Here is a 21,470-nt window from a genome sequence, read left to right on the forward strand (position 1 = left end):
GCGCGGTTTAACCGTCTGATAAAAGCAGGTCTCTGATGTGGTCGCTTTGTCATGGTATCTATAAGTGGTACCCAGCGATAAGAGCAATCAAGCGCGAAGTCATCAATTCGAATTCTGCGTATCTGATTTGATAAAAGACCAGTCGGTGAGCCTGTTGAAGATGACGTGTCGCGAGCGAACTGTACGATGGCGACTTTATGCGCTATTACTAACATTCAGTCGCGGAGTGAGATGTTACGCTGGTCCCGAAGTCATCAGTGAATCAATGAATTAGCCGCACTAAATGATTCACTTCCACACCAAAATCTGTTTTGCAAGCGCAAAGTGCCTACGCCGGCACCTTCCCCACGAGTTTCCGAACTAAGGAGATAGCATGTTCGAATCCAACGCCGCCGCGGATCCGAAACTGGAAGAGGTGTGCCTTGAGGCGAATTCAAAAAAAGTCGCGGTGGATGACTCGCATCCGCCAAGCGAGAACCTCCTGGGTGCAAGGTGGGATGACGCAGTGAAGAGAGTAATGGACGTTTGCGGAGCGTCAGTTCTGCTCATACTTCTCTCTCCGGTTCTACTGATCATTGCGCTCGTCGTCATGAGCGACCACGGAAACGCCGTATATGGTCATCCGAGAATTGGCCGGGGAGGACGTACTTTCAAGTGCCTTAAGTTCCGCTCCATGGTCAAGAATTCGGATGAAGTTCTTGCCAAACTGCTCGCAACTGATCCGCAGGCTCGTGCGGAATGGGACCGGGATTTCAAGCTTAAAAACGACATTCGGGTGACGCCGGTTGGCCGTATTCTGCGCAAGACGAGTCTCGATGAGTTGCCACAACTCTGGAATGTGCTGCGCGGCGATATGAGCCTGGTGGGCCCCCGTCCTATCGTGCAGAAGGAGTTGGCGCGATATGGCCGTGATGTTCGTTACTACCTGGCGCTGAAGCCGGGAATGACAGGCTTATGGCAGGTCAGTGGCCGCAACGATGTGGACTATCCGACGCGGGTTTCGCTCGACGTTAGATACGCAATGAACCGCTCGGTGGCATTCGATATATCGATTCTTCTGAAAACTGTCAAAGTGGTGTTCGCAAAAGACGGAGCCTACTGATCCAGGCTGAGGTTCCAATGTCGTAGATTGCATGTCGTCCCGATCGCCGTGACCGATCGGGTGAAGTGATCCGCTATCGCTGAGCAATTCACGAGAAAAAGTTATGAGAGTGGTCCACGTAATTGAATCGACTGCCACAGGAACGCTTGCAGTTGTGAGCACGCTTGCGACGCGGCTCGCCAAGGAAGGTCACGAGGTTTATGTGATCTATTCCGAGCGCGAGGAAACGCCGAAGAACTTGCGCGCAATGTTTCACTCTGATGTCGTCCTGCAGCATCTGCAGATGAAAGGACCATCATTGGCGCACATCATGTCCGTGTTGCGCCAGCAACTCATCCGATTGAACCCGGACATTGTCCATATGCATTCGTCGTTCGCGGGTTTCCTTGGACGAATGGCGACCTTGTTTGCGTTGCCGTCAACGGCGCTTTTATATAGCCCCCATTGCATCTCCTTTGTACGGCGGGACATTGGCAGGTTGAAGCGATACTGTTTCGCCGCCTTGGAGTGGCTTGCATGTTTGAAGAGCTGCACATATGTCGGCTGCTCTGAGAGCGAATGCGCGGCGATCCGCCGCTATCTTCGGCGGGATGCAGTACTGGTCGAGAATGCGATCGATCGGGCTGTCGGTGCACAGGGCGACACTCGTCTGAGAAGCGCTGAAAAAGTCGGGTCGACGAAACGGCGAATCATTGCGACTGTCGGCGGCATTCGTGTGCAAAAGAATCCGCAACTATTCGCGGAGATTGCACGATCGTTTGATCGGGACGACGTGGAATTTGTATGGATCGGCGACGGCGACGCATGTCTCCGGAGGACGCTCAAGGACGCTGGTGTGCGTGTGACCGGTTGGCTTACGCGTGCTGACGTGATCGAAACTGTCGTGCAAGCGGATATCTATTTGTCGACAGCTTCCTGGGAGGGGATGCCCGTCTCCCTGATCGAGGCAATGACGCTCGGCACACCCGTTGTGGCGTCGGATTGTCCGGGCAATATAGATACCATTCGCCACAATTCGACAGGCGTCCTTTATCGGACGGCTGCGGAAGCGACATCGCTGATCCAGGAGATGCTAACCGACGAGAAATTTCGTGAAGGTTTGTCCCGCCGGGCGCAGGAAGAGGCGCGAAACCGATTCAGTGAAGATCGCTTCTTCAACAACATCGAGCTGCTTTATTCGACCCAACTGCGGAGCATTCGCGAGGGCCGTGCGGTGCTGAGCGAGTAAAAAAGCGCTCGTAGTCGCTGATAATAGAGATGGTTTGCGCGGGTTTTCGCGCAAACCATTTTATTTTTTAGATCCTCGCGAGATAACGCTCCACGCCCGAGGCGGCGATTATATTTGTCCACCGCAAATGCAACAGTGTAGACGGATCGTTTTTCGGTACCATATCGCCATGGAAATTGCAGATGCTAGAGAATACGTCTGGGCCCGTTATTTTGCATTGAATTCCAAACTTTGCGGCGGCGTTCAGATTCGACGGAGAGTCATTGCAGATGATTCTCTTGCCGAGTGCGGCATATTCCAGAAGCTTGGTCGGCGTCTGCACGTCATACGGACGCTTGTAGGGGATGGTTGAAATAGCGATCTCGCAATTGCGAACCACCGCCAGGGCATCGCGTTGCGGAAGACGTCCCGTGAACAGGACGCCGGGCGATTGAAGATATGCGTCGGAGATTTCCTTTTCAACAGGCCCAACCAGAACGAGGGTATCCGAGTCGCGCCTGGCGGCCAGAAAGTTCCTGATGAAGCCGACAAAGCCGCGTTCTCGCGTTATCTCGCCCAGATAGCAATATGTGCCCGTCGGAAGCGGCCGGTTGCGGTCAGCATCTGCGGTAAAAATCCAGTCTGGCACGCCCATTGGCAGAAAAACGGTGTCCACTTCGTCCCGGAAACCCATCACCTCGCTCATCGAATCGTTCTGAAAGATTCGAAGATTGGGCCGCGGTTGTAACGTTTTCTTGATGGTGTCCTTTAGCGCGCTGTTACGCCCGACCGACAGCGAGCGATAGTCGTGGATCACGTATTTCGCGGCAGGAGTCCTAGGGTAAAAACCCATGATGCACCAGAGAATGTATTCCTCAGGGTTCTTGACTTTTTTGTAATCATCGAGCGTTCCTGACGTCACCTTACAGTCATTTCCGGCAAAATACTTCGTGTAAGCGTCTATCTCCGGATAGTTCGCCTTGCCGGGATGAAGAATGAATATTTGCATGTCATTGCACCGTTCTAGTTTCGTCTCTGCGGCTAACTCTGCGCTACTATGGGACGGTTCGGACCGCGTTCGTTGAAACGTCGCACGCCAATGAATTGCTCAAGCGTTGGTTAGCTTGATATCCTTTGGCAGAAACGCCGCGACGTTGGATTGCTCTATCACTCGGTCCCAGATGAGATCCGCAAAGTCCGTCCGGCGATTCGCTGTCGCACTGCGCGCGGCGTCTTCATCGATTCCGTCAAATATGTTCGCCGTCGTGATCACGCTGTGGATGCCCATCTCTTCACAGCATCTGATATTGGACGGCGAGTCGTTACAGACGATTTTCTTGCCGAGCGCGGCATACTCGAGCAGCTTGGTCGGCGTTTGATAGCAATGCGGCCTGTGATAGGGGAAATAGCACACCGCAACTTCGGATTCGGCCACGTGCTTCAGCGCATCACGCTGCGGCAACGGCCCAGTGAAAATGATATTTTTCGCATTCGAGAATCTTTCATAGATGCGCGGGTCCGGTTTTCCCACCAGGAGGAGGGAGGTGTCGCGCTTCTGGAACTTGTTGATAAACGCTTCCAGCACGCGATCGAAGCCCCGCTCGACGCTCATTTCGCCGATATAGCAGAAATCAGCCTTCTTTTCGCTCTGACCGCCACCCTGCACCTCGAAGATCCAGTTCGGCACGCCCATAGGAAGGATGACACTGGGGACGCCGTGGCCGAAACCCATGATCTCCTGTTGCCGTTTGTTTTGAAAGATCCGCAGATTCGGCTGGCAATTGAAGTACCGCTTCGCGACGTCTTTCATCGCCGGCCAGCCGCCAACGGACAGAGAACGGTAGTCGTGGATGACGAAGTCGGATTCAAACCGATTCGGATAAAAGCCCATGATTTCCCACAACACGAAATTCCGCTTGTTTTCCAGCGCACGGTACTCGCTTATCGTTCCGACCACCACCTCCACGCCGCGAGCCTTAAAATAGTTTTGATAGGCAGTAATTTCCGGATAATTTGCGTTACCGGGAGACGTGATGAAGATTTTACGCATACCGCCTTCCTTTTTTAATCGTGGAGATAAGGACAATGAGGCCGTTACAAAAAGTGCTCGGGCGGCTTATTTCCGCCTTTAATTAGCAGGTGATCGAACGGTGACCACTTGTCTTGCTCGAAGCCGAGATCGCCCGCTGTAGCAGTTTTATTGGCAAATACCTGATCGGTGTGATTCGCTGCCTGGGTCGAATGCCGCGCGGTGCTCAAATGTGTCCTACGCTAAAGCGCGATGGGTCGCGTCGTCGCTCGACCGACATTGCCTGGTCTTGACCAGATTCGGTCCGTGCGCGGTGGTCGGCGGCGCTGCGCTGTCTACGCCTGGTTCAATACTCGCGGTCTGCTGAAGATGCGCTGAGCGAAGCGCCGGACCCGTCCCAGTCGTAGATAGCGCGGCGCCAACGTGAGGCCTGTCAGCTGCGCGGCGAACCACGCCACGGAAGAGTGATCGTCAATGTCGAACGCCTTGAGCCGGAACGGGTCGCTTCCTTCGTCGTTCCAGCCCACGTCGGTCGTGCGTGCGCTCTTGTAGCCCGCGGCCTTCAACAGTTCGACTTCGCGCGGACCAAAAATGCCATAGGGATACGCGAAATGCTCGCACGGCTTCCCGACGATCCGTTCTACCTCCAACTTTGACAGCGCAAGTTCTTCAAAACATTCGTCATCTTCACAGAAGGTCAGTGTCGGGTGATAGCGCGTGTGCGACTGAAAGTCGACATAGGGGCGCATCTCTTCAATATGGGCGGCGCTGAGGCCACTAATCGTCGCCGATGCGTCGAGCAAGTCCTGATGAAAGCCTCGCGCGTCCAGTTCAGCCAGGCGCTCCTGGTTTTTCATGCGGATCAGCCGCTTCACACCTGCATCCTTCGCGGCAGGATGCAGGAACCAGTGAGTACGATCGTGCGCCACGATGCTGCTGCAGATGTAGATGGTCGGGTACACGCGGTACTTAATGAATACGGGCAGCAGCTTCGCATTGCCAATATGGCCGTCATCAAACGTGACGGCCACGCGCGGGCGACCACTACCACGCGAATTTGCCTGCGACAAGGGCACGAACTCGACCTTGTCTTTCAGGTACTCGAAATGAGCCTCGAGCGTGGCGGGTGATGGATCGTGATAGAGCAGAATCGCGGTGCGATCACGCCAAAGCAAGGCTCGAATCGCGGCGGGGGTTCCACTGAAAAGCAGCGCGCGTGTGAAAATCTCACGCATCAATTGTTTCATATGCATCCCAAGCTAACGGCATTGAATGGGATTGTGACGTTGCAGCCACGAAAGTGATGTGCGTTAGCGTACAGAGATAATGACAGACTTCAGATAGTCTGGGATACTCGTTAGTGTGCCGTATGCGCTATTTTTCCAGAGCTGGATCTACTGCGGGGAAAACAGGGGTTCAGCGGAGAATTAGGCAGTCTTTATGTTTATACGGTAAGACGATTATTCTGAAGTTGGTGGCGCGCAAAGCAGAGGGAACATCGCAAAATTGCGTTGCACACCGAACTGACGCACGCAGCGTCAGCATCCAAAATGTTGTCGTCCCGTGCCAGAAAGCGAGATTTGGCAACGCCGTATCGCCTGCACTTTAAATACCGCTTCCACCCTTTTCGTACACCCGCCCTGGGGTTTCGATGAACCAGAACTCTCTCCTTACGAATGCCGCTGTGGTTCGCAATAACGATGTGAGTCTCTCACGTTATTTCGACGTACTGATGGCTAACCGCTGGCTGGTCGGTGGAATCGCCGGCAGCGTGCTCGCCCTGGGCGTGGCATACGCGTTTATCGCGCCGTCGGTGTACCAGGCCGATATTCTCGTGCAGGTGGAAGACAGCATCCCGACCAACAATTCAAAGAGTCCTCTGGGCGACGTCTCGAGCATGTTCGACGTCAAGACAGAGGCGACGGCCGAGATGGAAATCATTCAGTCGAGAATGGTGGTCGGCAAGGCCGTCGACGATCTGCACCTCGATATCAGCGCAAAGCCAAAGCGCTTTCCGTTGATCGGCGACTGGCTGGGGCGGCAGGCCAAAAGTCTTTCCTCGCCTGGTCTGTTTGGATTTGGCGGATATGCGTGGGGCAACGAATCGGTCAAGGTGTCCAGCTTCAACGTTCCGGAAGCATTCGAAGGCGAGAAGTTCGTGCTGACCGTTCTGGAGGACGGGCGCTACCGGCTGGAGCAGTCGGATCTGAGCGAGCCGGTCGAGGGCCGCGTGGGCGCAACGCTCGACACGACACTGCCTGAAGGGGCGATCACGCTGCGGGTCGATGCGCTGAACGCGAGGCCGGGCACGCAGTTCATTCTGGAGAGGCAGTCGCGCGAAAAGACGGTGGAGAACCTGCAGAACAGGCTGACCGTGTCGCAGAAGGGCAAGGACAGCGGCATCATCGGCGCGTCGCTGACGGGCTCCGAGCGGATGCTGACGGCCAGCACGCTTGCCGAAATCGGCAATGCGTATGTCGACCAGAATCTGAAGCGCAAGGCGGCGGAAGCCGAGAGGTCGCTGGAGTTCCTGAGCGCACAGCTGCCGCAGCTCAAGAGCGACCTGGAGCGCGCCGAGGGGCGCTATAACGACATGCGCAACCGCATGGGCGTGTTCAACCTCAGTGAGCAGGGCAAGGCCTATCTGGATCAGAGCGTGGCCACGCAGCGCAGCCTGCTGGAACTGAAGCAGAAGCGCGCGGAAATGAGCGCGATTTACGCGCCGGGTCACCCGGCGATCCAGGCGCTCGACCAGCAGATTGGCATGCTGGGCAGCAGGATCGGCAGCCTGTCGCAGCAGGAACAGGCGCTGCCGGAGCTGGAGCAGAATGCGGTACGCCTGACCCGTGACATGAACGTGAACAACGAGCTTTATGTCGGCATGTTGAACAACATGCAACAGCTGAAGCTGGTTCGCGCGGGCAAGGTGGGGACGGCGCGGCTGATCGATAACCCGGTGGTGCCGAAAGACCCGATCAAGCCGAACAAACTGCTGGTGATCATCTATGCGGCGTTGGGCGGCCTGATTCTGGGTGCGGGTGCGGCGTTCGCGCGTACGGCGCTCTATGGGGGCGTGACCGACGCGCAGGAGATCGAGGAGCAGACGGGCCTGAACGTGTACGCGACCGTGCCGCTGTCGCAGGCGAAAGTCGCGCGCATCGGCAAGGCGCCCAAGCTGCCCGCTGACGGGAAGTTTCTGCTGGCGAGCGAGTTTCCGCGCGACCCGTCGATTGAAAGCCTGCGCCGGCTCAGAACCGCGCTGCATTTTGCAATGCTTGAATCGGAGTCGGGCGACAATCGCGTGCTGCTGACGGGGCCGACCGAACAGGTGGGCAAGTCGTTCCTCTCCGCGAATCTGGCGGCGGTCGTCGCGGCGGCCGGCAAGCGGGTGTTGCTGATCGACGCGGACCTGCGCAAAGGCCATCTGGAGCAGTACTTTGGGCTCGACTCGACACCGGGGCTGGCGGACTATCTGACGTCGGAGGTGACGTCCGAGGCGGTGATCATGCGTGACGTGCGCCCGGGCCTCGACTTCGTTGCGCGCGGCGCGATCCCGGAGAACCCGGCCGAGCTGCTGGTGGGCGAGCGCATGCAGCAGTTCCTCGCGAAGACGAGCGACTACGATATCGTACTGATCGACACACCGCCCGTGCTGGCCGTATCCGACGCGACCGCGCTCGCGGATAGCTGCGGCACCGTGCTGCTGGTGACGCGCTTCGAGACGACTTCCATCGCGCAGGTGCAGGAGGCGACCAAGCAACTCAAGCAGGCGAATGCCCGGGTGAAGGGTGTGATCTTCAACGGGATCGATACGGACGTCTATCGCTACAGTCTGGGTGCGCGCGCCGGCCTCTATCGCAATGCTTCCTATCTCGACGCATTGCCGGCCAACGGAAAGACGCAGAAAGGCTAGCTCTCAGACGACCACCGTCGCCGTGTAGAGCGAAAAAAAATTCACCCGGACTTCGACGTAGATAAATTGTGAATATCAAACATTCGATCGTAAGTGTCGCTGGAGTGGTGCTGAGTCAGGCGCTCAATTTCGTTTCGATTCTATTGATCGGGAAGTTTTGCGGACCGACGGCTCTCGGGTACTTCAGCCAACTCATGGCAGGTGGTCTTTTTATCGGGTCGGTGATCGGCTTGCGTCTGGAGGTCGCATGCATGGCGGCGGACAAGGCGCAAGCCGTGCGTGCAATGACGAGTTCGAGCGCGGTCGCCATCATGATCGGCGTGGCACTCGTGGTGGCTACCGCAGCGGCCGGCCACACGGAATACATACCTGTCATCGGTTTGGCACTGGGCGTGTTCCTGCAACAGGCATTGTGCGGAGCGCTCACCACCGAACGAAAGTACACGCAGATCGCAACGATCCGGTTCTTTCCCAATGCCGCATTCGCCGTCTACTTTGTCTGCATGATGATGTTTTCGAAAGGCGAGGTCAGTGGCACCACCGTATTCAACATCTATAGCTGGATTTTTCTGGTCTCGTCCGTTGTACCGGCCGCGATTTGCCTTTATTCGGCCCGCCAGTTGATCCCGGTGTCCTTCCTTAGGTTCTCCACGCTTCAGATCCAGTATGCAAAATTTGGCATTCCGACCACTACGCTGAATTCATTCGTGATCTATGCGTCCGCGATCCTGATGCCGATGATCTTCGATCATCGTGACGCCGGTATCTTCGCGCTGGCGTATCGCGTGGGTTACTTCCCTGCGTCCCTCTTGTCGCAAAGTTTGGGCGCCGTCTTCCGCCGTGATCTGATCGACTATTTCGACGGCCACAAAAAAGATGGAGTGAATCCATCGAAGCAGTTCTTCACTATGCTGACGTTGATCAGCATTTGTCTGGTAGCAGCGTGCTATGCAGGCCTTAGCCTCATTATCCACGTGAAGATGGGCGACGAATGGGAACCGTCGATGTCGGTGTACCTGATCTTTATTCCCTATTTCATCACGATGGCGATCTATGGCTCGATGGCTCAGGTATTCATTGTTGCGAACCGGCTGAAGATCGACTTGATGTTTCAAATGGTCAACGCCGTATCGATTTTCTTGATCTTTGCGACGGCTCATTTCCTCGGCGTCGGTTTCATCCAATCGCTTGTGCTGCTCAGTGTCTGTGGAACGCTTGTGGCAAGCATGGGTACTTACCGGGCGCTCAAGATCGGCAAGGGGCCGGACGCCTATCCGAATCGACAACCTAGCTTTGAAGCGCCGTGACAGGCGAGTCGCTCAATCGTTCAGGGAAAAAGAATGCGCATTGTAAAACTCCCCGGCATCATCGGCAGGAATGCGAGTCCAGGCGTGTCGGCGGCGGTCTGGTTCATTCTATTCATCGCGCTGTATGCGATCTCCGCCTTTCACGATAGCACGTTGCCGGCGCGGTTTCTGTTTGACGAACTGGTGATTTTCGACCGGATGAAGACCGTCACGGCTTTCAAGGCGTTTGGCGACTCATTCGACAATCTCGCGTGGTTTTTCAACTTTTTCGGCCTCCAGAATTTCTCTATTTCTTTGATGGGCTTTCTCGCGTCGACTATCGGCATGCTTTTCGCCATCTGGAGGTCTGGTGTCACTTCGCTGAAGCCGATCGAGTTCGTTCTGGTCGCCTTCTGGCTCGTCAATCAGACTGTCTACATCGGCGTTCCGTCAAAAGAAGTGGTTATTTCGATCGTGGTTCTCTTGTTGCTGTTTTACAACTCATCGCGCGCGATATTGGCTTTGTTTGTAGTCCTGGCGACTCTGGTGGCTGTGTACTTCAGATCGTACTGGGCTATTACGCTGGCCGCGACGGTGTTTCTTTATTTGGCGCCAAACGGCTTCAGAAAGCCGATTCCATTGATCCTTTTCGCACTGGCCATGTTTGTGATTGTGGCCTTCGTGTTCCAGAAGGCCTATGGCGAATCACTGGATTTCGCGAGGCAGAATGCCAATGAGTGGCGGGACCCCGAGGAAGTGGGGTCGATGATCGTACAGTTCATTCCGGGCAGCAGTATGTTCGTTGGCGTGGCGAACGTGGCCATCACGCTGGCGACTTTCGTGTTGCCGTTGCGGTTGATCACGTCGGGTTCTCCGCTGCAAATGCTGGGCGGCATTGGCGTGTTTTTCACTTTTGCGGCTGTGTTCTTCCGATATCGCGCCGCTGCGACACTATTTCCGGTGGGCCGATTCGAGACGCTGTGTTTCTGTTTTCTGGTCAGTTTCCTGTCAACGCAAGCTATTTTCGAGCCGGACTACGGATCATTCCTGCGACATCTTTCGCCGGTGTCGCCGTTGATCATGCTTCTCGTCCTGCGGCTCTCATTGGAAGGACACTTGACTGTATCGACTCAGAGTGCCGCGCTAGTGAACGACGACACTCAGCACCGGTCCACGTTGTCGAGGCATCGCAGCGCCTCCTGATTCGCTATAACGGGCCGCTCTGTGCCGTTGGTGAAGCGATTGCCGCCAGCAGTGCACGGCCGGCGCAGCGGATTCCGTCGGAACGCTCGCCGGCCTCGTCGACTGCGATAGGTTCCCAGAAAGAAACCCTCCCTTCCGTGGGGCTTCACCGACCCACACCCGTTGGAGCCGCGCATCCCATGCGGGGCGCCACTTCTGTGGCGCCGTCACCACCGAAAGCGATTCGAATCCCTCCGTAATGCTTTCAAAAGGCAAAAGCCTTTGCTACCATCGCGCCTCATGAATGCGAATGAATCGCATTTACAACAGACCGAGGCGCTTGCTCGCTGGTAGACATGAAGAATCAAAAAACCACACGTCCAACAAGGCTCGCAGTCCATCGTCACATGCAGATCGTGGTTTGGCTGGTCTTTGCCGGCGCCGCGCAATCCGCTTTCGCGCAAAGCGCCTCCGGTGGGGAAGAAGCCGCGGCGCCAGCCAGTAGCCCAGCTGCCACGGCGCAGGCCGCTAGCGGCGGCGAGCAGGCGCTACCGGCCGTCAACGTCAACGCGGCCGCCCAGACGGATTCGCCGATGCACTTGCGCACGCCCGTGTCGGTCGGTGCGCTGGGTACCCGTTCGCAACTCGACACGCCGTTCTCGACCACCGTCGTGACTGGCGAGGAGCTCGCCGACCGTCAGGCCAACAAGCTCGGCGACGTATTCGCGGTCGATGCATCGGTCACCGACAGCACCAATGCGTACAGCGCGTGGGCCACGTACATCTCGATTCGCGGCCTGCCGATCGATTGGCAGAACGGCTTTCGCATCAACGGAAATCCGTTCGTCTCGTACGGCATCACGATGCCTTATGAAAACCTCGATCGCGTCGAACTGCTGAAGGGCCTTGGCGGTTTCATGTACGGCTTCGTGCAACCGGGCGGGGTCGTCAACTACGTGACGAAGACGCCGGCGGATCAGCCGGTGACGAGCGTGTCGGCCGGCTACCGGATGGACAGCGTGTTCAGCCAGCACGTCGATCTGAGCCGGCGCTTCGGTCCGGACGACAGGTTCGGCGCGCGCATCAACTACACGCACGAGGCCGGCAAGACCTACAACGCGGGTGACATCAATCGCAATTCGCTGGCGGTGTCGCTCGACGGCCGCCTCACGCGCTACCTCGACGTCTACTTCGACGCGATCTATCAGCAAAGCCGCTCGAGCGGCCAGACGCCCGCGATCTACACGGGCAGATATACGGGCACGAGCCTGCCCGCGCCGATCAGCGGCGGCACCAACCTGCTCGGCGGCACCGATCAGCATCTGAATACGAACCTGCAGTTGTACACGGCGGGCGTCAGGTATCAGATCACGCCGAACTGGTCGTTCAACACGTCGGCGAGCTACAGCAAGTCCTCGCGCGACCGCAACGAAAGCACGCTGACGCTGCTGAACCAGGCGGGCGATTACACCGACAGCCGCTGGAACGGCGACGAAGGCCACCAGGACATCTACTGGCAGGGCGTATTTGAAGGCACGGTGAAGACCGGTATCTTCACGCATCAACTGGCGCTCGGCGCGTCGTGGCAGTACCAGACGAACGACTACAGCGCCGTGTCGTATTACTTCACGCTTGGCAACGGCAACCTGTATCAGCCAAACCCGTGGCGCTTTTATTCGGGCGCCGGGCTCGACAAATATCGCGCCAACGAGATCACACAGAAGGCGCTGTTCGCGAGCGACACGCTCCAGCTGACGGATCGCTGGTCACTGCTCGCGGGCCTGCGCTACACGAACTACGATCAGCAGTCGTACAACATCAACGGTTCGCTGTCGTCTTCGTACGGGCAGAATGGCGTGCTGACGCCGACCGTCGCGCTGATGTACAAGCTCGAGCCGCACACCACGCTTTACGCGAGCTACGTGGAGTCGCTCGAGCAAGGCGCGATGGTGGCCGACATCTACGCGAATGCCGGCGCGCTGCTGCGTCCGCTGCGCTCACGTCAGTACGAGGTCGGCTTCAAGAGCGAGCATGAGCGCTGGGCGGCGACGGCCGCGCTGTTCCGCATCGAACGCGGGGCCGCGTACGCGAACAGCCAGAATGTCTACGTGCAGGACGGCAACTCGATCTACCAGGGTCTCGAAGCGGGCGGCAGTGTGCGCGTCGGCCGCAACTGGCAGGTGACCGGCAACCTGATGCTGCTCGACACCTGGTACGCGAAGGGACAGGCCTTTAGCGGCAACCGGGTGACCGGAGCGCCGCTGTTCGTCACCGCCGGCCGCGTGACCTATGACGTGCCCGCCGTGCCGGGCTTGCAGGTCGGCGCGGACGCGAAGTTCACGAGCAGCACGAAGGTGCGGCCGGCCGGCGACCTGCAGACGGGCGGCTACATGATCGTGAACGTCGGCGCGAACTATTTGACGCGCATCGGTGGGCACGACGTGACGCTGCGCGCGGCGATCGACAACATCACGAATCGCCGCTACTGGATGTTCCAGTACACGGACTACATCGCGCCGGGCGATCCGCGCATGGTCAGCGTGAACGCGAAGATCGATTTCTGATTCCGAGCAACGGGCTCACTGCGCGCCGCCGGCGCGCATGGCCCGGTATTCCCGCTGCACGATGTCCATCAGTTCCGCCACCGAAGTCAGCGCGCTCTGTTGCTCGTAGGTCACGCGGCCTCGCTGCATCAACATGATGCGATCCGCGATATCGAGCGTCTGCGCATAGTTGTGCATGATCATGATGATCGACAGGCCGCCTTTTTCCTTCAAGCGCATCAGCAGGTCGATGATGAGCCCCGCCTCGCGCGCGCCCATCGCGGCGAGCGGCTCGTCGAGCAACAGGATCTTCGCGTTCGAATGCACCGCGCGCGCCACGGCGATCGCCTGGCGCTGGCCGCCCGACAGACGTTCCACGGGCAAATCCACCGAAGGCACGTGCACGCCGATATCGTCGAGACACTGCGCCGCGCGCTCGCGCATCTGCTTGTGATCCAGCAGCCTGAACGGCCCGCGCCGCACGATTTCGCGATTCAGGAACATGTTGTGGTAGATGCTCAGCGAATTCGCGAGCGCGAGATCCTGATACACGCATTCGATGCCGAGCGAGCGCGCATGATCGACCGAGCGCAACAGCGTCTCCTCGCCGTCGATGTGGAGCGTGCCGCTCGTTTGCTGATGAAAGCCCGTGAGGATCTTCACGAGCGTGGACTTGCCCGCGCCGTTGTCGCCGAGGATGCCGAGTATCTCGCCCTTGCCGAGCGTGAGCGAGACGCCGTCGAGCGCCGTCACCGCGCCGAAGCGTTTGACGAGGTTGTCGCCTTGCAACGCGAGCGGCGTGTTCGCGCCGCCGAGCGCAGCGGAGGTGGCGTTCGCGCCCGCCGAGGAAGTTTGCGATTGGTCCATCAGCGTCCACCCTTGCGGCGAATGCGCCCAACGTGGATGTTGAAGATCATCGCCGCCAGAATCGCGGCGCCAAGAATGATGTTGAACGTAAACGCGTTGATGCCGATCAGCGTAAAGCCGTCGTTGAGAATGCCGAGTACCGCCGCGCCGATGAGGCCGCCCACGATGGTGCCCGAGCCGCCCGTCAGCGGGGTGCCGCCGATCACGGCGGCGGCCACCGCAAGGAACATGATCTGGTTGCCGCCCGCCTGCGGGTCGATCGAGGTAATGCGAAAGGCTTCGAGCATGCCGGTGAAGCCCGCCAGCACCGCGGCGAGGACGAAGTTGCCGAGGCGCAGCCGCTTCACATGAATGCCGGCCTCGCTCGCGCCGAGCGGATTCGCACCCGCGGCCTGCGTGTGCAGGCCCCAGCGTGTATGCCGCAACAGCACGTGCATCGCGAACGCGATCACGAGGGTCCAGATGATCTCGCTGTAGCCCCACGCGCCCATGACCGCGGCGAACGCGGGCGAGCCGGGCGTGGGGGCGGGCGTGCCGCGCGAGATCGTGAGCGTGATGCCGTTGATCAGAAAGAGCGTACCGAGCGTCGTGACGAACGAGGGCAGCCGCAGCCACACCGTCACCGCTCCGTTCACGAAGCCGACCGCGCCCGCCGCCACGAGCCCCGCGATCACGGCGAGCCACATCGGCGCGCCCGCGTCATTCGCGAACACCATCATGAATGGCGCGAACGCGAACACCATGCCCGCCGACAGATCGATGTCGCCGCCGATCATCAACATGATTTCGCCGAACGCGATGATCGCCACCGGCGCGATGAACTGCGACAGGTTGACGAGGCTCGCGTTGGTGAGCAGGAAATCGTGGTTCGCGAATTCGAAGTAGGCGGCCAGCAGCACGGCCACGAGCAGGATGCGCAGCTCGGCCGCCCATTGAGACGCGAATGAAACGCCCGCGCGCCGGGGCGCGCGGACTGCTTCTGTGTTGCTGGTTTCGTTCACTGTATTCATCAGGACTTGATTGCGCCGGACCGCGGAACGATTTGCTGCTTATCGGTCTTGCCTTCGAAGCGCGTCGAGGTATTGAGGTACGGCTCGACGTTTTCCTTGGTCACGAACTTCAGGCCGGTGTTGATTTCGGCCGGCCCCACGAGGCCGCCCGAGCTGAGGAACACGAACGCCTGCATCACAGTATAGAAACCTTGAACGTACGGCTGCTGATCGATGGTGAAGTCGAGGTAGCCTTCGTGGATCAGCTGGATCGTGGTCGGCAGCAGGTCGAAGCCGCCGCCGTGCACGCCCTTCGCGGGCAGGTTCGATTCCTTCATCACCTGCGCGACGCCCTGCGTGCTGCCCGCATCCACGGCGAACATGCCCTTCAGGTCCTGGTGTCCCAGATAGAACGCCTTGATCTTCGACAGTTCCTCGTTGACGGTCGCGCCCGTGGCCACGGTCTGGATGTCGATCTTCTTGCCGGACTTCTTGATCGCGTCGCTCGCCCCGTCCATGCGCGGCTGGATGTTGAGCTGCCCCGGCGTCGCAATGAACAGCGCGACCATGCCGCTGTCGATCAGGCTCACGATGCGCTCGCCCATCTGGTAGCCGGACAGATACAAGTCCTGGCCGATATACGCGAGGCGCGGATTCTTCTTGCCGCGCGGCGCGTCGGCGTTATAGGCGAACACCGGAATGCCGGCGTCGAGCGCAGCCTGGATTGGCTTGTCGAAAGCGCTCGGATCGACGATCGGCACCGCGATGGCGTCGGCCTTCGCGGCGATCGCCGAATTCACGGCGCGGACCATTTCGCCGGCGTCGGAGGTGGCCGAGCCGGTCCACTGATAATCCATGTTGAGCAGCGAGCAGGCATCCTGAATGCCGTATTGCGTCGGCACGAAGAACGGGTTGGTGGTGACGTGATTGACGAACACGATCTTCCACTTCTTGTGCGACGGAAACGCCGACTCCGCTGCTTGCGCGCTGCCGATCAGCCCGCCCGCGCCGCCTAGCGCACCCATCAGCGAAAGCGCCGCGCCGAGTCCGGCGCCCTGCATCAGCCCGCGCCGAGTCGGATTGAAAGAGTTGTTGCCTTGTTGCTGGTTGTCATCCCGTTGCTGTGCCATCTCATCCTCCGATTCTTCTCTTCGTTGGTCGATGCGCTCGACGTTGCGTCGATCGTGTGCAGATGCTGGAAGGCACCGGGAGTGCGCTGGGCAGCGCGAGACTTTGGCGTGGCGACGTGCAACCCCGATTCGAGGCGCTCGATACGCGCCGTGCGGTACCGCAAAAATGTTAGTGCAGTGCGGTTGCACCGCCTAATCCATGTATACCCGCACCATTCCGAAGAGTGGGACGGCGGGGTTACGAAGGTGTGGATCGTGGCGCCCGACGGGGTGCAATGGATGGTCTGCGCCGCTGTCGGCGGACTGGCGAAAGCGCGGCGCGGCACCGGGTGGCGCACCGCAGCACACAGGACGCGGACGCGGCCGCCGCTTCGTGGTGCGCGGCGCTCAAAGCGTTTCGCCCGCCAACACCGTCGCCACATGCGCACGCAACGTCGGCAACACTTCGCTTTCGAACCACGGATTGCGCTTGAACCACGCGACATTGCGCGGCGACGGATGCGGCAGCGGCATCACATGGGGTCCAAACTCGGCCCACCTGACGAGCGTATCGGTCGAGGTCGGGCCAAACGCGTCGCCGAGGCCAAAGCGCTGCGCGTATTGTCCGATCAGCAGCGTCAATTTCACCGAACGCATCCGCGCGAGCAATTGGCCATGCCAGCGGCTCGCGCACTCGGGACGAGGCGGCAGGTCGCCGCTCGCGCCGCGGCCCGGAAAACAGAAGCCCATCGGCACGATGGCGAACCTGGACGCGTCGTAGAAGGTCGTGTCGTCGACGCCGAGCCATGTGCGCAGGCGCGCGCCGCTCGCGTCGCTCCAGGGCACCCCGGACGCATGCACGCGCGCGCCCGGCGCTTGCCCGATGACCAGAATACGCGCGCTCGCGGACGCCGCAAGCACGGGTCGGGGCGCGTGCGGCAGCATGGGTGCGCACAGCGTGCAGGCGCGGATATCGTGAAGCAGCGTGTCGAGCGACGTGTCGTGTTTCGAGGTACGTTTGGTGGTAACGGCCATAAAGCGGTGCGGGGTGACTGGCGTGCAGTCGTGTCGTGAGTCGGCTCAGTTCTGCGCCTGAGCCGGATAGATCAGCGTGCCGTCGGCCTGGGGCTCGGCGCCAGGCGTCAGCGTGGCGGCGTTCGTGTGATGCGCGTCCATGATGTGCAGCACGGTTTCATCGTGCATCAGCAGATAGTCCGTAATGATACGCCGGTGGCAACGCCACCAGACCGCTTCCGAGCACATGATCGCGCAGCGCTGCCGATGACCGAGCCTCAGCAGTTGCGCCAGTCCCTCGCGGAACGCGTCGCTCATTGCATAGTCGGCATAGTTGCGAAAGGCCGGATGCGTCCAGTACGCATTCGGCGACGGCGCGTCGTCTTTGCGCCTGCTGCGGCGTCCGCCGAGTGCGGCGAGATGCACGTAGTCGATATGCTCCGCTGCGAGCGAGGCGGGCAGCGTGTCCCGATTGAACTGCGGGTTGGTCCGCGAGCGCGGGATGCTGCGCACGTCCACCAGCAAGGCGATCTGCTCGCCTTTCAGCAAGTCGACGAATTCCTGCAACGGACGCGTCGAATGGCCGATCGTGTAAAAAGGGCGCTTTGTTTTCATGCGTGCCTCGCCGACGTCGATCGCGGCGACGATTCCTGCACGGTTACAACCTTTGGCGCAGTAAGGTCAACTGCGTCCCGATTCAGGCGCCGCACGTGCCATGCCTGACGAGCCGGGTGGCCATCATCCCGGTATCCGGTGCAATCTTGCTCCCGCGAGTCAGAGTTGCAACAATGCACCCGCGATGGCCGCCGCGCGGCACGCCGTCGCCCGGGTATTTTCTTTCGACCCGCTTGCACCATGACCGACGGCCTGCCCAATCCCCAACGCGCGTTTGCGTACCTCGCGATCGCCATCGCGATGACGATGTCGGTGCTCGACACCTCGATCGTCAACGTCGCGCTGCCCACCATCAGCAACGACCTGGCGGTATCGCCGGCGAATGCGATCTGGGTCGTCAACGCGTATCAGCTGGCGGTCACGGTGTCCTTGCTGCCGCTCGCGGTGCTCGGCGACGGCCTCGGCTACAAGCGTGTCTACTGCTACGGACTCGTGCTCTTCACGCTGGCGTCGTTCGCCTGCGCGAATGCGCACACGCTGCTGGTGCTGGCGGTCGCGCGCGTGTTTCAGGGCTTCGGCGCGGGCGGCATCATGAGCGTGAGTATCGCGCTGGTGCGCTTCGTTTTTCCGAAGGCACGGCTTGGCGTCGGCGTCGGTTTATCGTCGCTGGTGGTGGCCGTTTCGTCGGCGGCGGGGCCGAGCATCGCGTCGGCGATTCTGTCGGTCGCGCACTGGCAGTGGCTGTTCCTCGTCAACGTGCCGCTCGGCGTGCTGGCGCTGTCGATCGGCGCGCGCACTTTGCCGGTGACACCGGAATCGGGCGCTCGCCTGAGCGGCCTGAGCGTCCTGCTCAACGCGCTCACCTTCGGCCTGCTGATCTCGGGTCTCGCCGTTTTCAAGCAGCCGGGGGCGACGCAGCGCGGCGCCGCGATGGTCGCGCTCGCACTGGTGGCCGGTGTGCTGTTCGTGCGGCGAGAAAGCCGGCTCGCGAAGCCGATGCTGCCCATCGACCTGCTGCGCATGCCGGTGTTTTCATTGTCGATGGCGACGTCGATCTGCTCGTTCGCGGCACAGACGATGGCGTACATCGTGCTGCCGTTCTATTTCGAGCAGACGCTGAAGCTGTCGGAAACCCAAACCGGCTTTCTGATGACACCGTGGCCGCTCGTGACCGCGTTGATCGCGCCGGTTGCGGGCCGGCTGTCCGACCGGTGGGCTCCGGGACGCATCAGCAGCGTCGGGCTCGTCGTGTTCGGCTGCGGACTCGCGATGCTCTGCCAGCTCGGCGACACGGCGACGCGTTTCGACATCGTGTGGCGGCTCGCGGTCTGCGGCCTCGGCTTCGGCATCTTTCAGTCGCCGAACAATCGCGTAATCATCGGCAGTGCGCCGCGGCATCGCAGCGGCGGCGCGTCCGGCCTGCAAGCGATGGGACGTCTGCTCGGCCAGTCGAGCGGCGCGGTGGTGGTGTCGATCGTGTTCGGGCTCGTGCACGGCCGGCACCTGACGCTGATTGCCGGCATCGGCGCGGCGCTCGCGTTGGTCGCGGCCGGCGTGAGTTCGGCGCGGCGCATGACGGAGTACAGCGACGCCCCGCAGGAATCACAGGCTACGCCAACGCGGCCGGTCTCCGAGCGTTGACGGGGGGCGGCGTCGTTGCGCCGCCGGTGCGTCTACGCGAGATTCGAAGGCGCCGCCTTCAGCACGTCGACGTGCTTCGGAATCAGGCCGAGATCGAGGAACGTATCGGCGATCTGTTGCTGCTCGCCGAGAATCGCGCGGGTAATCGGCTGCGTGCCGAACTGCTGACGCCGCACCGCCGCGTCTACGACCTGCTTGGGCAGACCCCATAGCTGCGCGAGTTCGGCCGCGAGCTGATCCTTGTTCTGCTTGCCCCACTCATCGACCTTGTCGAGCTCTTCGATCACGATGCGGATCACGTCGGGATTGTTCGCCGCATAACTCTGCGACGAGAAGTAGAACGCGCGATTGCCGACTACGCCGCTCGCATCGGCAATCACGCGAGCGCCGAGCGAATGCTCCGCCGCGGCGAAGAACGGATCCCAGATGACCCACGCGTCGATCGACCCGCGCTCGAACGCCGCGCGTGCATCGGCGGGTGCGAGGAACACGAGCTTTACGTCGCCGTATTGCAGGCCATGCTGACTCAGCAGCTTGACGAGAAAGTAGTGGACATTGCTGCCTTTGTTGAGCGCGATCCGCTTGCCCTTCAGGTCCGCGACCGAGCGGATCGTCGATTGCGGCGGTACCAACACCGCTTCCGACTGCGGCCGCTTGACGGTCGCCGCGACATAGGCCAACGGTGCGCCGGCGGCCTGCGCGAAGATCGGCGGTGCTTCGCCTACGTCGCCGAAATCGATCGAGCCGACGTTCAGTGCTTCCAGTTGCACAGGGCCCGCCGCGAACTCGGTCCATGTGACGGATACGTTCAGCGGCGCGAGCCGTTTCTCGAGCGTACCGCGGCCCTTCAGCAGATTCAGATAACCCTTCTGGTTGCCGACGCGCAGCGTACGCGCATTGCCTTGCGCGAACGAAAGCGGCGCTGCCGCGGCCGCCGCGGCGCCGAGCGAAAGTTTCAGGAAGGTGCGGCGGTCGTGAAGCGTTCTGGTAATTGACATGACGGGCAATACGATCGGGAGGGCAATGAAGAAGGCAGGATGCGCGGCGGCCGAAGCGCCGCCGCTCGAGTCGCGAGTGATTCGTGCGTGATTCGCGTGTCGGATCAGTGCTGGGGCGCGCCATCCCATGCGGGCAGCGTGGCGCCGTGATAGACGGTCAGGATCGCCGAGGCGACGTTGGCCTGCTGGTAGCTGTCGACGATCGTCTTCACCCACGCAGCGTTCGCGTCTTTCGCGTTGACCGCGATGAAGTTGCGATACGGATTGCCCGGTACCTTCTCCTGCGCGATGCGTTCCTGCGGAATCTTGATGCCCGCCTTGATCGCCCAGTCGGTATTGACGACGGCGGCGTCGAGGTCGCCGATCGCACGGCCGACGATGCCCGCGTCGAGCTCCTTGATCTGGATATGCTTCGGATTGTCCGCGATGTCGCGCGCGGTCGGCAGCAGGCCGACGTCGGGGCGCAGCTTGATCAGCCCGTTCGCCTGCAGCAGAAGCAGCGCGCGACCTTCGTTGCTCGGATCGTTCGGCACGCCGATCGTCGCATTCTGCGGCAGCGCCGCGATCGATTTCACCTTGCGCGAGTAGAGACCGATCGGCTGCACGTAGGTATAGCCGACGGGCACGATCTGATAGTGGCGCGCGGCGATCTGCGCATCGAGATAGGGCTTGTGCTGGAACGAGTTCGCATCGAGGTCGTGTTCGGCGAGCGCTTCGTTCGGCTGCGTATAGTCGGAGAAGGTCGTGATCTTGACGGTGATGCCCTGCCTGGCCGCATTGGCGGCGACCGCACGCCACACGTCTTCGTCCTCGCCGGACATGATGCCGACTCGCACGGTTTGTCCTGCCGCAAGCGCCGGTTGCGCGCTGACGATGCCGCATGTAACGAGAACCGAGAGGAGTGCGGCCCTGAGTGCTTTGGTCGTGGTCATGTCTGGAATGCGATCGAAGTGAAGGTCCGGAGATCGTAGAGAG

The 21,470-nt window shown here is 60.3% G+C and carries 16 protein-coding genes and 1 pseudogene; 7 read left to right on the top strand and 10 right to left on the bottom strand.

All coding sequences use genetic code 11. The features are described 5' to 3' along the window. Positions 1-505 precede the first annotated feature (505 nt). Positions 506-1,102, top strand: a pseudogene (locus G5S42_RS37740) (sugar transferase); the annotation flags it as partial. A 103-nt stretch (positions 1,103-1,205) separates the two neighbouring features. Then, a complete protein-coding gene (locus G5S42_RS37745) occupies positions 1,206-2,330 on the top strand; it encodes a glycosyltransferase (RefSeq protein ID WP_176111791.1) in 1,125 nt (374 codons plus the stop codon). 67 nt (positions 2,331-2,397) lie between these two features. On the opposite strand, the gene G5S42_RS37750 is transcribed toward G5S42_RS37745, so the two are convergent. From G5S42_RS37750 to G5S42_RS37760, 3 genes are all read right to left on the bottom strand, one after another. Beyond that, a complete protein-coding gene (locus G5S42_RS37750; protein ID WP_176111792.1) occupies positions 2,398-3,318 on the bottom strand; it encodes a glycosyltransferase in 921 nt (306 codons plus the stop codon). A gap of 99 nt (positions 3,319-3,417) precedes the next feature. Beyond that, a complete protein-coding gene (locus G5S42_RS37755; RefSeq protein ID WP_176111793.1) occupies positions 3,418-4,359 on the bottom strand; it encodes a glycosyltransferase in 942 nt (313 codons plus the stop codon). A gap of 314 nt (positions 4,360-4,673) precedes the next feature. Next, positions 4,674-5,585, bottom strand: coding sequence for a polysaccharide deacetylase family protein (locus G5S42_RS37760; protein ID WP_176111794.1), 912 nt, complete (start codon positions 5,583-5,585; stop codon positions 4,674-4,676). A 404-nt stretch (positions 5,586-5,989) separates the two neighbouring features. Between G5S42_RS37760 and G5S42_RS37765 the strand changes: the two genes are divergently transcribed. The 4 genes from G5S42_RS37765 (at position 5,990) to G5S42_RS37780 (ending at position 13,283) form a co-directional block, all read left to right on the top strand. Continuing rightward, entirely contained in the window at positions 5,990-8,251 is a 2,262-nt protein-coding gene (locus G5S42_RS37765; RefSeq protein WP_176111795.1) for a succinoglycan biosynthesis protein ExoP, read from the top strand. A 68-nt stretch (positions 8,252-8,319) separates the two neighbouring features. Continuing rightward, positions 8,320-9,558 (top strand): lipopolysaccharide biosynthesis protein, encoded by a 1,239-nt coding sequence (locus G5S42_RS37770; protein ID WP_176111796.1) that lies wholly within the window; start codon positions 8,320-8,322, stop codon positions 9,556-9,558. Positions 9,559-9,591: 33 nt separating this feature from the next. Continuing rightward, the gene (locus G5S42_RS37775) at positions 9,592-10,740 is read left to right on the top strand and encodes a hypothetical protein (protein WP_176111797.1); all 1,149 of its coding nucleotides are present in this window, start codon (positions 9,592-9,594) and stop codon (positions 10,738-10,740) included. Between the two features lie 386 nt (positions 10,741-11,126). Then, the gene (locus G5S42_RS37780) at positions 11,127-13,283 is read left to right on the top strand and encodes a TonB-dependent siderophore receptor (RefSeq protein WP_176111798.1); all 2,157 of its coding nucleotides are present in this window, start codon (positions 11,127-11,129) and stop codon (positions 13,281-13,283) included. A gap of 15 nt (positions 13,284-13,298) precedes the next feature. On the opposite strand, the gene G5S42_RS37785 is transcribed toward G5S42_RS37780, so the two are convergent. The 5 genes from G5S42_RS37785 to G5S42_RS37805 form a co-directional block, all read right to left on the bottom strand. Next, a complete protein-coding gene (locus G5S42_RS37785; protein WP_176111799.1) occupies positions 13,299-14,129 on the bottom strand; it encodes an ATP-binding cassette domain-containing protein in 831 nt (276 codons plus the stop codon). Continuing rightward, a complete protein-coding gene (locus tag G5S42_RS37790; RefSeq protein WP_176111800.1) occupies positions 14,129-15,139 on the bottom strand; it encodes an ABC transporter permease in 1,011 nt (336 codons plus the stop codon). Before G5S42_RS37790 ends, G5S42_RS37785 begins: the two co-directional genes overlap by 1 nt. Beyond that, positions 15,139-16,248 (bottom strand): sugar ABC transporter substrate-binding protein, encoded by a 1,110-nt coding sequence (locus G5S42_RS37795; RefSeq protein ID WP_176111801.1) that lies wholly within the window; start codon positions 16,246-16,248, stop codon positions 15,139-15,141. Before G5S42_RS37795 ends, G5S42_RS37790 begins: the two co-directional genes overlap by 1 nt. Before the next feature lie 387 nt (positions 16,249-16,635). Next, a complete protein-coding gene (locus tag G5S42_RS37800) occupies positions 16,636-17,262 on the bottom strand; it encodes a uracil-DNA glycosylase family protein (RefSeq protein ID WP_176111802.1) in 627 nt (208 codons plus the stop codon). Positions 17,263-17,307: 45 nt separating this feature from the next. Beyond that, a complete protein-coding gene (locus G5S42_RS37805; RefSeq protein WP_176111803.1) occupies positions 17,308-17,856 on the bottom strand; it encodes a DUF488 domain-containing protein in 549 nt (182 codons plus the stop codon). A 240-nt stretch (positions 17,857-18,096) separates the two neighbouring features. Here G5S42_RS37805 and G5S42_RS37810 point away from each other — a divergent pair, with 240 nt between their 5' ends. Then, positions 18,097-19,497, top strand: coding sequence for an MFS transporter (locus G5S42_RS37810; RefSeq protein WP_176111804.1), 1,401 nt, complete (start codon positions 18,097-18,099; stop codon positions 19,495-19,497). A gap of 32 nt (positions 19,498-19,529) precedes the next feature. Here the strand turns inward: G5S42_RS37810 and G5S42_RS37815 are convergent, their stop codons facing one another. Together G5S42_RS37815 and G5S42_RS37820 are read right to left on the bottom strand one after the other, a co-directional pair. Then, the gene (locus tag G5S42_RS37815) at positions 19,530-20,495 is read right to left on the bottom strand and encodes a sulfonate ABC transporter substrate-binding protein (protein ID WP_176111805.1); all 966 of its coding nucleotides are present in this window, start codon (positions 20,493-20,495) and stop codon (positions 19,530-19,532) included. Positions 20,496-20,599: 104 nt separating this feature from the next. Further along, positions 20,600-21,427: a MetQ/NlpA family ABC transporter substrate-binding protein gene (locus G5S42_RS37820; RefSeq protein ID WP_176111806.1), complete on the bottom strand. Its 828-nt coding sequence runs from the start codon at positions 21,425-21,427 to the stop codon at positions 20,600-20,602. Positions 21,428-21,470 lie beyond the last annotated feature (43 nt).

It is taken from the genome of Paraburkholderia youngii, assembly GCF_013366925.1.
In the GTDB taxonomy this organism is placed as follows: domain Bacteria; phylum Pseudomonadota; class Gammaproteobacteria; order Burkholderiales; family Burkholderiaceae; genus Paraburkholderia; species Paraburkholderia youngii.